Annotated in this window: 11 protein-coding genes; 5 read left to right on the plus strand and 6 right to left on the minus strand. The window is 68.7% G+C overall.

All coding sequences use genetic code 11. From position 1 onward, the window contains the following. Window positions 1-47 precede the first annotated feature (47 nt). The 4 genes from A9310_RS09430 to A9310_RS09445 all read right to left on the minus strand — a co-directional run bounded on the left by A9310_RS09430 (window position 48) and on the right by A9310_RS09445 (window position 3014). Window positions 48-248 carry a DUF2613 domain-containing protein gene (locus A9310_RS09430; RefSeq protein ID WP_004023745.1) on the minus strand — a complete coding sequence of 67 codons (201 nt, stop codon included), beginning with the start codon at window positions 246-248 and terminating at the stop codon, window positions 48-50. Between the two features lie 75 nt (window positions 249-323). Next, window positions 324-1046 (minus strand): DJ-1/PfpI family protein, encoded by a 723-nt coding sequence (locus A9310_RS09435; RefSeq protein WP_065630348.1) that lies wholly within the window; start codon window positions 1044-1046, stop codon window positions 324-326. Between the two features lie 36 nt (window positions 1047-1082). Continuing rightward, window positions 1083-2048: a GlxA family transcriptional regulator gene (locus A9310_RS09440; protein WP_065630446.1), complete on the minus strand. Its 966-nt coding sequence runs from the start codon at window positions 2046-2048 to the stop codon at window positions 1083-1085. 408 nt (window positions 2049-2456) lie between these two features. Then, on the minus strand, window positions 2457-3014 hold the full coding sequence (locus tag A9310_RS09445; protein ID WP_065630349.1) for a universal stress protein: 558 nt from the start codon (window positions 3012-3014) through the stop codon (window positions 2457-2459). Between the two features lie 98 nt (window positions 3015-3112). Here A9310_RS09445 and A9310_RS09450 point away from each other — a divergent pair, with 98 nt between their 5' ends. Together A9310_RS09450 and A9310_RS09455 are read left to right on the plus strand one after the other, a co-directional pair. Next, window positions 3113-4276, plus strand: coding sequence for a glycoside hydrolase family 3 N-terminal domain-containing protein (locus A9310_RS09450; protein ID WP_065630350.1), 1164 nt, complete (start codon window positions 3113-3115; stop codon window positions 4274-4276). A gap of 108 nt (window positions 4277-4384) precedes the next feature. Then, window positions 4385-4987 (plus strand): TetR/AcrR family transcriptional regulator, encoded by a 603-nt coding sequence (locus A9310_RS09455; protein ID WP_058252311.1) that lies wholly within the window; start codon window positions 4385-4387, stop codon window positions 4985-4987. A 114-nt stretch (window positions 4988-5101) separates the two neighbouring features. Here the strand turns inward: A9310_RS09455 and A9310_RS09460 are convergent, their stop codons facing one another. Both A9310_RS09460 and A9310_RS09465 read right to left on the minus strand, forming a co-directional pair. Then, entirely contained in the window at window positions 5102-5989 is an 888-nt protein-coding gene (locus A9310_RS09460) for a MaoC/PaaZ C-terminal domain-containing protein (protein ID WP_065630351.1), read from the minus strand. Further along, window positions 5989-7353, minus strand: coding sequence for a 3-oxoacyl-ACP reductase (locus A9310_RS09465; RefSeq protein ID WP_065630352.1), 1365 nt, complete (start codon window positions 7351-7353; stop codon window positions 5989-5991). Before A9310_RS09465 ends, A9310_RS09460 begins: the two co-directional genes overlap by 1 nt. 90 nt (window positions 7354-7443) lie before the next feature. Here A9310_RS09465 and A9310_RS09470 point away from each other — a divergent pair, with 90 nt between their 5' ends. The 3 genes from A9310_RS09470 (at window position 7444) to A9310_RS09480 (ending at window position 11639) form a co-directional block, all read left to right on the plus strand. Then, window positions 7444-8757: an acetyl-CoA C-acetyltransferase gene (locus A9310_RS09470; protein ID WP_065630353.1), complete on the plus strand. Its 1314-nt coding sequence runs from the start codon at window positions 7444-7446 to the stop codon at window positions 8755-8757. Between the two features lie 352 nt (window positions 8758-9109). Further along, complete coding sequence (locus tag A9310_RS09475) at window positions 9110-10753, plus strand: VanW family protein (protein WP_065630354.1); 1644 nt, start codon at window positions 9110-9112, stop codon at window positions 10751-10753. A gap of 106 nt (window positions 10754-10859) precedes the next feature. After that, window positions 10860-11639, plus strand: coding sequence for an SDR family NAD(P)-dependent oxidoreductase (locus A9310_RS09480; RefSeq protein ID WP_058252218.1), 780 nt, complete (start codon window positions 10860-10862; stop codon window positions 11637-11639). Window positions 11640-11680 lie beyond the last annotated feature (41 nt).

Here is an 11680-nt window from a genome sequence, read left to right on the forward strand (position 1 = left end):
GCTGCTGTCGATCAGGAGACGCCGGGACCGGCGGCGTCGTCGAGGTGTCAGTTGGTCTCGCCGGCTCCGCCGCGCGAACCGTAGTCCACCGAACCCTGGACGAATCCGTTGTTCGGGCTGATGTTGTTCAGATCGGTGGACGGGCTGTTCTCGGAGGCCAGGAACCCGCCGAGGAACACCGCGCCGAGTCCCACCAGGATGCCGGCGACCCCGGCGACGGCTCCGGCGACAAGGCGGTTGTTGGTCATGGCGATGAAACTACCATCGCCCGAGTCCGTTTCCGGGTGACACCCGCTGACACCTGCGAATGCACCGTGTCGAGCTCAACGTCCGGAACGCACTTTCGTGAGGGCGCGATCCCACAACAGACGCACGCTCGACTTCACCATCTCGGGTTTGTCGACGTCGCGGCTGAGCAGCATCGTCGATGTCGCGATCGTCTTGGCAGACGCCTTGGAACGATGTCCGGAGTCCAGATGGGGCTGCGGATCGTATTCGATGACCAATTGGATCGCCTCCGCGCGCGCACGCCCGGCGATCTGCTCGGCCAGCCACAGCGCGACGTCGATGCCCGCGGACACACCGGCCGCGGTGACCAGGTCGTCGTCGGGCGCGGCGCGCACGATCCGCTGGTCGGTCACCGGCTTCGCGCCGTGCAGCGACAGCCCGGCCATCGACGACCAGTGCGTCGTGGCCGGCTTCCCGTCGAGCAGACCGGCTGCGGCCAGGATGATCGAACCGGTGCAGACCGACGTCATCCACTGGGCGCCCGGCCGTACGGCGCGCAGCCAGTCGAGGACCTTCTCGTCCTGCGAGGCGGCCAGGAAACCGGGACCGCCCGGCACCAGGACGACGTCCGGCGACGGTGTCTCGTCGAACGAATGCGTGGCTCCGACGACGAGCACGCCCGAGTCGGCGACGACCGGCCCGGGTTCGTGCCAGACGAATCTGACCTCGGTGTCGGGCAGGGCTCGCAGCACCTCGTAGGGGCCGATGAAGTCGAGCGCGGTGAACTGCGGGTAGAGCACGATCGCTATCTGGGTCATGGATGCCTTTCGGGTCGTGGGTTCTAGGGTGTGCGTCTAGCGGAAGGTGCGGCGGTACTGATCGGGCGGCACGCCGAGCCGGCGGACGAAGGTGCGCCGCATCGTCTCGGCCGACCCGAACCCGCACCGGGTGGCGATCACCGGCATCGTGTCGTCGCTCTGGGTGAGTGCCCGGCGGGCGGCGTCGGTCCGGACCCGTTCGACATAGGCGCCCGGCGCCTCACCGGTCTCGTCGGTGAAGATGCGGGAGAAATGACGCGGGCTCATCGACGCGTCGCGGGCGAGATCGTCGACGCGGTGCACCCGGCCCGGCTCGGCCTCGATGCGTTCCTGGATCTCGCGGATCGCCGTGCGCCGGGCCCGAGGCATCCACACCGGCGGGGCGAACTGGCTCTGACCACCTGGGCGCCGCATGTAGAGGACGAGCCACCGCGCGACGAGCTGTGCGAGCTCGGTGCCGTGGTCCTCCTCGATGAGGGCCAGCGAGAGGTCGATACCGGCGGTGACGCCCGCGGAACTCCACACCCGGTCGCTGCCGCGCACGAACAGGGCCTCGGCGTCGACCTGGATCGACGGGTATCGCTCGGCGAGCAACCCGGTCACGGCCCAGTGCGTCGTCGCGCGTTTGCCGTCGAGGAGGCCGGCCTCGGCGGCGAGGAACGCGCCGTTGCACACGCTGACGACGCGTCGTGCCCGTTGCGCCGCCCGTCGGATCCAGTCGACGAGGTCGGGGTCGCGGGAGGCGTCGTGGACGCCGGTGCCGCCGGGGAGGATCAGGATGTCGAGCGGCTCGGCCGGGTCGGGCAGCGGCTGCGCGACGAACTCCAGCCCGACGCCGGTGCCCACCGGCAGACCGGTCGTCGACACCAGCCGCAGGTCGTAGCGGACCTGCGCGCCCTGGTCGGCGAGGGCATACGACGCGGTGGTGAACACGTCGGCCGGACCGGTCACGTCCAGGGCCTGCACCCCGGGGTATCCGAGGATCAGCACCGATCGAGTCATGAGGACACCGTTTCCGACCCGCACCGTGGCGTCCAGGCCACGCATCCCACAGATCAGGACACGTCACTGTTGTTTGAGCTGGTCCCCACCACCGGTTGAGCCGGCACCCGTCCCCGCTGCTCGAGCCGGCTCGCCCCCCGCTGGTTGAGCCGGCTCCGAGCGGAGCCGCTGGGCCGAGCAAGCGACGAAGGAGCGCGTCGAGGTCGAGGCGCCCCACCCCCGCTGGTTGAGCCGGCTCCGAGCGGAGCCGCCGGGCCGAGCAAGCGACGAAGGAGCGCGTCGAGGTCGAGGCGCCCCACCCCCGCTGGTTGAGCCGGCTCCGAGCGCAGCGAGGCGCCGTGTCGAAGCCACTTGGTGACCTCGACTAGCTCGGCCGTCAGGTGGGGACGCTCGACCAGCAGCGTTGCGCTACAGCGTGACCTGCGGTTCTTTCTCGCACTTCGCGGGCACGATGAACACCGGCCGATGGCAATGTTTGAGGACCCGCTCGGCGACGCTGGACCGCAGCAGTGCCTTGAGTCCCGACGCCCCGCGCGTTCCGGTGACCAGGAGATCGACGTCGAGCGCTTCGGCGGCGGCGACGAGCGCGCCCCACACCGTCGACTCCACTTCCACGAGCGATCCGCGCGCGGCCAGTCCGCACTCGGCGGCGAGTGTCACGCCGCGCTCGTTGATCGAGGCGGCCTCGTCTTCGAGGGCCTGGTCGACGCCGGCGTCGAGTTGGGTGTCGATGAACGGCTGCATCCCGCCGGCGAGGGTGGACATACGTGCCGGCGTCATGCCGCCGGGCTGCCAGGCGGTGACGACCACTGCGGATTGCGCGCGGAGAAATTGTCCGGCGTAGCGAATGGCGCGGTCGGCGTTCGGGGACCCGTCATAGGCGATCATCAGTGTTTGTGCGGCACTGTTGCCGCCGCTACCGCGCCCGGCGGTGGCGGACCCGGACGAATCGGACCCCACGTCCATTGGCTCAGACTACATGCCAGACTCGTGCCATGGGCCCAACTCGCAGACCCCGACGGATTCGTCGCGAAGGGATCCGTGACAACTGGATCCGGAATGCGATGACGACAGGGACGGTCGCCGTACTGTGCGCGGCGCTGGCGGCGTGCGCGTCGTGGACGCCGGACTCACCGCCACCGACTCCCTCGTACTCGGCGTCGTCGCTCGCTTCGACGTCTTCGTCGGCGTCGCCGACGACCGTTCCGGTTGCAAACAGTTGTGGCGCAAGCGAACTCGCGAAGCTCTCCGTACGCCAGAAGCTGGCGCAGCTGATCGTCGTCGGTGTCACCGGGGCGGCCGACGCGCAGCAGATCGTCGAGAACGAGGAGATCGGCGGGATCTTCGTCGGGAGCTGGACCGACAAGGCGATACTGACAAGCGGTGCGGCAGCACGTATTTCGCAGAACTCGCCGATCCCGCTGATGGTCACCGTCGATCAGGAGGGTGGTCGGGTGTCGCGCCTGTCCGCGCTCGGTATCGACCACGCGTCGCCGCGCGAACTGGCACAGACCAGGACGCCCGAGCAGGTGCGGGCGATCGCGGCCGATGTGGGCCGCAAGCTCAAGCGGCTCGGGGTCACCGTCGACTTCGCTCCCGTCGCCGACGTCAGCGACGAATCGGACAACGAGGTGATCGGCGACCGGTCCTTCAGCAACGACCCGGCCGTCGTCACCGAGTACGCGGGCGCGTACGCCGCGGGATTGGCCGACGCGGGAATCACGCCTGTGTACAAGCACTTTCCGGGTCACGGACACGGGTCGGGCGACTCGCATCTCGGCGTTGTGACGGTTCCGTCGCTCGCGGAGCTGCAGGACAGCGACCTCGTGCCGTTCCGGACGCTGTTGCGCGACCCGGGGACCGCGGGCGCCATGGTCGGGCACCTGATCGTGCCCGGTCTGACGAAGGGACTGCCCGCCAGCATCAGCCGGCCCGCCATCCGAATGCTGCGCACCGGCGTCGGCTACGACGGTCCGCGGTTCAACGGCGTCATCTACTCCGACGACCTGTCGGGCATGGCGGCGATCAGCGCCCAGTACCCGATCGAGCAGGCGGTGGAGAAGTTCATCCTCGCCGGCGGCGACATCGCGCTGTGGCTGTCGACCGACCGTGTCTCGTCGGTGCTCGACAATCTCGAACGCGCGGTGTCAGCGGGTCGCCTGGCGCCGGCACGACTCGACGACAAGGTCGTGCGAATCCTTCGATCCAAGGGTGTGGTGAACTGTTGACCTGCTGAGTCCCCCGGCGCCGACGGTCTGAATGGGGTTTCACCTTACCGATTGGTAAGTTGTTGATATCGTCGGACGGAACAGAAGTCGTGAACGGAGGTGGCGGTCATGTCGGGCGGAACCAAGCGCCTGCCCCGCGCGGTGCGCGAGCAGCAGATGCTCGATGCGGCCGTCAAGGTGTTCGCGCAGAACGGTTTTCGCGAGACCTCGATGGACGCCATCGCATCCGAGGCGCAGATCTCCAAGCCGATGCTGTACCTGTACTACGGCTCGAAGGACGAACTGTTCAGTGCGTGCATCGCCCGTGAGTCCGGTCTGTTCATCGACGCGATGAGCGTCGGTTTCGACCCGTCGCTGTCGCAACGTGAGCAGGCCGTCACGGTGATCCGTGAGTTCCTCCGCTTCGTGCACGAGCACCGGCAGTCCTGGCGGGTGCTGTACCGCGTCGCCATCGGCACCGCCGGTTTCGCCGGCATCGTCTCCGAGAGCCGCCAGCGGGTCACCGAGATGGTCGCCCAGCTGATCAAGGCGGGCACGACCGTCGAGGTCGACAGCGACATCGACTTCGAACTCACCGCCGTCGCGATCGTCGGCGCCGCCGAGGCCGTCGCCGACCGCATCACGGAGGGTGACGTCGACCTCGAGCGGGCCACCAGCCTCCTCGTCGGCATCACCTGGCGCGGCCTGAAGGGCGTCGGTACCGACGCCTGAAGTGTCGACACCTGAGGTGCAACGCAAACGCTCCCGCGGCCCCGCTTCCTATCCGCTGATTGGATCCAATAAGCGGGACGGAAACGAGACCGCGGGAGCGAAAGGCGAGAGCCCTCAGCCCTCCCGCGTCGTCGCGGTGAGGTGCGGGAATCCCTTGCGACGGTCGCGGATCGCGATGTCGAAGTTGCCCTTGCCGTCGATGCGGCGGGTGTAGAGATTCACCTTGGCCGGCAACAGGATCGGCTTGCCGAACCTGACGTCGTAGGTGACCGCGTCGGGCAGCTGCGCCTCCACGTTCGCGACAGCTGCTGCGGCACTCCACATCCCGTGGGCGATGGCCTTGGGGAAGCCGAATGCCTTGGCCGGCAGGTTGCCCATGTGGATCGGGTTGCGGTCGCCCGAGGCGGCGGCGTACTCGCGGATCCGCTTGAGGTCGACGGCCAGGATGGCGTCCGGCGGCGGCGGGGTCTTCGACTTCGGTTCGGGACCCCGCGGCTCGTCGGACAGGCTGGTGCGCTGCTGCTTCAGGAACGTCGCCGTCTGGGTGGTGACAAGTTCCGATCCGACGCGGATCTCGCTGACGACGTCGATCAGGATGCCCTTGCGGTGCTCGCGCAGGTTCTGTGCATGCGTGACGATGTCGAGCGGCTCACCGACCTCGATGGGCCGCGAACGTTCGATGGTGTTCGTCATGTGTACCGAACCGACGGCGCCGAACGGGAACTCGTCGGACGTCATGAGCTTCATGACGACCGGGAACTGCAGCACGAACGGGTACGTCAACGGCAGGGTGCCGCCGAACCGCTGCCCGGTCGCGCGGCAGTACGCCTGCAGCGCAGTCGAATCCACCCGCACGCCGTCGAGCCGGTAACGCGTCTCGGGTGCGGTGGCGTCGGCCGGCACCCGTGGCGCCTTGCCGATGCCGGGCAGCAGCGCGGTGACCGCCTTGCCGTACAGCTCGGCGGTGCCGGGTGCGGACGGGAGGGTGATCGTCTTGCCCATCAGGCCCCCAGGAATCCCTGGCCGCAGACGCGGACCACATTGCCGGTGATGGCATTGCTCGCCGGGTTGGCGAAGTAGGCCACGGTCTCGGCGACGTCGACGGTCTGACCGCCCTGCTGCAGCGAGCTCATCAGGCGACCGGCCTCACGTGTCGCGAGCGGGATGGCCGCGGTCATCTTGGTCTCGATGAAGCCGGGCGCCACCGCGTTGATGGTGATGCCCTTCTCGGCGAGGATCGGCGCGTAGGCGTCGACGAGGCCGATAACACCGGCCTTCGAGGCGCCGTAATTGGTCTGGCCGCGGTTGCCCGCGATGCCGGCGATCGACGACACGTCGACGACGGCGCCGCCCTCGCGCAGCGCACCCTTCTCGAGCAGCGTCTCGACGAGGGTCTGCGGTGCGATGAGGTTGACCGCGATGACCGCGTCCCAGCGGGAGTCGTCCATGTTGGCGAGCAGCTTGTCGCGGGTGATGCCGGCGTTGTTGACGATGATGTCGATGCCGCCGTGCCGCTCGAGGGCGTGCTCGGCGAGCTTCGCGCCGGCGTCGGCCGCGGTGACATCGAGCGGGAAGGCGGTGCCGCCGACCTTGTTCGCCGTCTCCGACAGCGCGTCCCCGGCCTGCGGGACATCGGCGGCGATCACGTGCGCGCCATCGCGGGCAAGGACCTCGGCGATCGTCGCGCCGATGCCGCGGGCGGCACCGGTGACGACAGCGACCTTGCCCTCGAGGGGCTTGTCCCAGTTCTTCGGCGCGGTGGCGTCGGCGCCGCCGACCCGGATGACCTGGGCGTCGACGAAGGCCGACTTCGCCGAGAGCACGAAGCGCACGGTCGACTCGAGGCCGGTCAGCCCGGTCTTGGCGTCGGGGGAGACGTAGACGAGCTGGACGGTGGACCCCTTCAGGAGTTCCTTGCCCAGCGAGCGGGTGAAGCCTTCGAGTGCACGCTGCGCGACGCGCTCGGAGGGGTCGGTGACCAGCTCCGGCGTGGTGCCGATGACCAGGAACCGCGCGCAGGCCGCGGTCGAGCGCATCGCGGGCTGGAAGAACTCGAAGAGTTGACGCAGCTCGGCGGGAGTGGTGATGCCGGTCGCGTCGAAGACGAGGCCGCCGTACTTGTCGGCGCTGCGCCCGGTCGTGGCGTTCTGGATGAGGTCGTAGTCTTCGGTCGAGAGCATCTCGCGAAGCGGTTCGACGAGCCGACCGGACCCGCCGAGCAGAACGGGGCCGGGCAGCGGCGGCTCGGAGGCCTTGTAGCGCCGTAGCGGCGCCGGGACGGGCAAACCGGCCTGCTTGGCGATGAATGCGCCGGGCGCGGAATGGACGAAGCTCGAGTACAGGCCAGTGTTTCCGTTGGCGGCCACGTTGATCTCCTCTGACTGTCGTTCGACAACGAACTTACTGATGAGTAAGAATACGCTATAGATACCGCACCCGACCCTTGGGAGATCGACGTGGCCGAACAGTCCAACCCCACCAGCAAGCCGAAGACCCGCAGCGATCGTCCCGTCGCGATCCTCGGCGGCAACCGCATCCCGTTCGCACGCCAGGACAAGGCGTACGCGAAGGTCGGGAACCAGGAGATGTTCACTGCCGCGCTCGACGGCCTGGTGAGCCGCTTCAACCTGCAGGGCGAGCAGCTCGGCATGGTCGCCGGCGGCGCCGTGCTCAAGCACGCCCGTGATTTCAATCTCATCCGCGAGTCGGTGCTGGGCTCGGCGCTGTCGCCGTACACCCCCGCGTTCGACATCCAGCAGGCCTGCGGCACCGGACTGCAGGCCATCACGACGGTCGCCGACGGCATCGCCCGCGGCCGCTACGACGCCGCGATCGGCGGTGGCGTCGACACGACGTCCGACGCACCGATCGCCGTGGGCGAGGGCCTGCGTCGTCAGCTGCTCGAGGTCAACCGGGCGCGTAGCACCAAGGACCAGATCCTCGGCGCCGCGAAGCTGCTGACGAAGCTCGGCATCGAGATCCCGCGCAACGGCGAGCCCCGCACGGGCATGTCGATGGGCGAGCACGCCGCCGTCACGGCCAAGGAATTCGGCATCAAGCGGGCCGACCAGGACGAGTTGGCCGCCCGCAGCCACCAGAACATGGCGGCCGCCTACGACGCCGGCTTCTTCGACGACCTGATCACCCCGTTCTTGGGCCTGACCCGCGACCAGAACCTGCGCGGCGACTCCACCGCGGAGAAGCTCGCCAAGCTCAAGCCGGTCTTCGGCGTCTCCCTCGGCGACGCGACGATGACCGCGGGCAACTCGACGCCGCTCACCGACGGTGCGTCGACCGTACTGCTCGCCAGCGACGAGTGGGCCGCCGACCGCGGACTGCCGGTGCTCGCCTACTTCGTGGACAGCGAGACCGCCGCGGTCGACTACGTCAACGGTCCCGACGGGCTGCTCATGGCCCCCACCTACGCGGTGCCGCGCCTGCTCGCCCGCAACGGGCTCACGCTGCAGGACTTCGACTTCTACGAGATCCACGAGGCCTTCGCGTCGGTGGTCCTCGCGACCCTGCAGGCGTGGGAGTCCGAGGAGTACTGCAAGGAGCGCCTCGGCCTCGACTCGGCACTGGGTTCGATCGACCGCAGCAAGCTCAACGTCCACGGTTCGTCGCTCGCGGCGGGTCACCCCTTCGCGGCGACCGGCGGCCGGATCGTCGCGCAGGCGGCCAAGCAGATCAAGGAGAACGGCGGCGGTCGCGCCCTGGTTTCGATCTGTGCCGCGGGCGGCCAGGGCGTCACCGCGATCATCGAGGGCTGACGACCCGAAGCGGACATCATCGAGAGCTGGAATCCCGATAAGTGAGACGGATCGGCGACTGATCGGCCGATCCGTCTCACTTTCGTGGGACGAATCGGGGTACTTCGTCACATATTCGACAGAATCGGCCGTCCGGGGATGCCTCCGGCCGAAAAGTAGCGTAATTATGTCTATAGCTCCGGCTGCGCTGTCAGACCCCCGACCCGACAGCTCGGCCGGAGCGCCTACTTTCCCGACCGTAGTTCTGCGGCCACCCCCTGATCGGTAAGTCGTCAGCCCGGCCGAGCTGCCAGCCCCGATGGATGGAGTTGTGACCCCAGGCTCTCGCCGAGCACGATCCGCGCTACGCGCCATGCTCGCCGTCGTCGCCGTGATCACGCTCGTCCTCGCCGCGGAGTTCGTGGCCACCCGCTCCGATTCCCCACGCAACGCCGTCGTCGGCGGTATCGATGCGGGCGGTCGGAACTCCGCCGAACTCACCTCCGTACTCGACGAGCTGACGGCGCGTTCGCGACAACCGGTTGTCTTGCGGACGCCGGAGGGCTCGGCCGAGGTCTCGCCCGCCGAGCTGGGACTCACATACGACGCCGATGCGACGCGGGCTCGTCTCCTCGAGCAACCGCGCAATCCGCTCGTCCGTCTGGCCGCGCTGTTCGGCCGCGACTTCGACGTCGAGCCGGTCGTCACGCTGGATCGGACGGCGATGAACGCGGCGCTCGACGCCCAGCGCGCGTCACTCGAGAAGGCGGCGGTCGAGGGTGGTGTGCACTACGACGGCACCGAGCCCGTCGGGGATCAGCCCGCCAAGGGTGAACGCATCGCGCGAGACGCGGCCGCCGCGACCCTCGTCGACCGTTGGCTGGACGGTGCCCCCGTCGACCTGCCCATGGAACCCTTCTCGCCGACGGTGAGCGCCGAGGTCGTGGCCGTGACCGTCGCCGGACCGGCCGAACGGGTGGTCGCGGCTCCCGTGAGTCTCGTGGACCGCCGCAAACGGACGGTCGAGGTGCCCGCGAGAGACCTGGCGTCGATGGTGACCTTCGGGCCCGACGGCCGCGGCGGGCTCACTCCCCGAGCCAACGAGAAGGTGGGGCGCGAGATCCTCGCCCCCGACCTCGACGCCTCGCAACGGGCCCCCGTCAGCGCGAGGTTCAGTCTGGCGTCCGGCCGTCCGCAGGTGGTGCCGGGCGTCGACGGCGCCGCGATCAACTGGCCGAAGACCCTCGCCGCCGTCGCCACGAGTGCGGCGGCCGACGGCGGCGATCGCAGGGTCGAGGTCGTCTACGACGACGTCGAGCCGAAGCTCACGACCGATGCCGCGCGCAAGCTCGGGGTCACCGAACTGATCAGCGAGTACACCACAGGTGGCTTCTCGAGCGCTTCCGGGGAGAACATCCGGCTCGTAGCCGCCGAGGTCGACGGGGCCCTCGTCCTGCCCGGAAAGGTGTTCTCGCTCAACGGGCACACCGGGCCGCGCGGAGCGGAGCAGGGGTACGTCGAGTCGACGATCATCGACCACGGTCGGGCGTCGAACGCGGTCGGCGGCGGGATCTCCCAGTTCGCGACGACCCTGTACAACGCGACGTATTTCGCCGGGCTCGAGGACGTCGATCACACCGAACACGCGTATTACATCTCGCGGTACCCGGAGGCGCGGGAGGCGACCGTGTTCGAAGGCGCCATCGACCTGAAGTTCCGCAACAACACGCGGCATGGCGTGCTGATCGAGACCGCCTGGTCGCCGTCGTCGGTGACGGTGCGGCTCTGGGGCACGAAGGCGTTCGAGGTCGAGTCGGTCACGGGTGAGCGGGTTGCCCCCACCGATCCGCCGCGAGTCCGCGTTCCGCGCGGGGACGACTGCATCCCGAGCAGCGGGAGCAAGGGTTTCACGGCATCGGACACCCGGATCATCAAGGACGCGCGTACCGGACGGGAGATCGATCGGTCCACCCGCACCGTCCGCTACGCGCCCGAACCCATCGTGAAGTGCGTCTGACCCCGGGGTGATTCGGCGCGGGGTGATCTGATGTGGAGGATTTCGATGCGGGGTGTTTCCCCGAAGGGCTTTACCGAGCGATAGAACGCTCGATAGGCTCCGGGGCGTGGATATCAATGGAGCTAGTGCAATCGTCACGGGTGGCGCGTCCGGCATCGGCGCGGCTGCGGCTCGCCAGCTGGCGGCCAAGGGTGCAAAGGTCATCGTCGCCGACCTGAACGCGGACAAGGGCGAAGAACTCGCCAAGGAGATCGGCGGACAGTTCGTCGCCGTCGACGTGACCTCGACCGAACAGATCGAAGCCGCCGTCAACGCGGCCACCGAACTGGGCCCGCTGCGTGCCCTGGTCAACTCGGCCGGCATCGGCTGGGCGCAGCGCACCATCGGTCGCGACGGTGAGTTCGGGTCGGCCCACAACCTCGACGCCTACAAGAAGGTCATCGCGATCAACCTGATCGGCACCTTCGACTGCATCCGTCTTGCGGCCACCGCCATGAGCCGCAACGAGCCGCTCGACGGCCACGGCGAGCGCGGCGCGATCGTCAACATGGCCAGCGTCGCAGCGTTCGACGGCCAGATCGGCCAGGCGTCGTACTCGTCGTCCAAGGGCGGCGTCGTCGGCATGACCCTCCCGGTCGCGCGCGACCTGGCTGCGGTCGGCATCCGCGTCAACACCATCGCCCCCGGTCTGATCGACACCCCGATCTACGGTGAGGGCGAAGCGGCCGAGGCGTTCAAGGCCAAGCTCGGCGAGTCGGTCCTGTTCCCGCACCGCCTGGGTGCGCCCGACGAGCTCGCTTCGATGGTCGTCGAGCTGGTCACCAACAGCTACATGAACGCGGAGGTCATCCGCGTCGACGGTGGCATCCGGATGCCACCGAAGTAGATCCGGCACCCCACCGGGGTAACCGCGCAGACCCACCACCG

It is taken from the genome of Gordonia sp. UCD-TK1 (assembly GCF_001691435.1).
GTDB lineage: Bacteria > Actinomycetota > Actinomycetes > Mycobacteriales > Mycobacteriaceae > Gordonia > Gordonia hongkongensis.

Bases quoted from the DNA above. Each gene is read 5' to 3' on its own strand.
- A9310_RS09455 (WP_058252311.1), top strand. From the start codon at position 4,385: ATGTCGGGCGGAACCAAGCGCCTGCCCCGCGCGGTGCGCGAGCAGCAG.
- A9310_RS09460 (WP_065630351.1), bottom strand. From the start codon at position 5,989: ATGGGCAAGACGATCACCCTCCCGTCCGCACCCGGCACCGCCGAGCTG.
- A9310_RS09435 (WP_065630348.1), bottom strand. From the start codon at position 1,046: ATGACCCAGATAGCGATCGTGCTCTACCCGCAGTTCACCGCGCTCGAC.
- A9310_RS09475 (WP_065630354.1), top strand. From the start codon at position 9,110: ATGCTCGCCGTCGTCGCCGTGATCACGCTCGTCCTCGCCGCGGAGTTC.
- A9310_RS09440 (WP_065630446.1), bottom strand. From the start codon at position 2,048: ATGACTCGATCGGTGCTGATCCTCGGATACCCCGGGGTGCAGGCCCTG.
- A9310_RS09445 (WP_065630349.1), bottom strand. From the start codon at position 3,014: ATGGACGTGGGGTCCGATTCGTCCGGGTCCGCCACCGCCGGGCGCGGT.
- A9310_RS09430 (WP_004023745.1), bottom strand. From the start codon at position 248: ATGACCAACAACCGCCTTGTCGCCGGAGCCGTCGCCGGGGTCGCCGGC.
- A9310_RS09450 (WP_065630350.1), top strand. From the start codon at position 3,113: ATGACGACAGGGACGGTCGCCGTACTGTGCGCGGCGCTGGCGGCGTGC.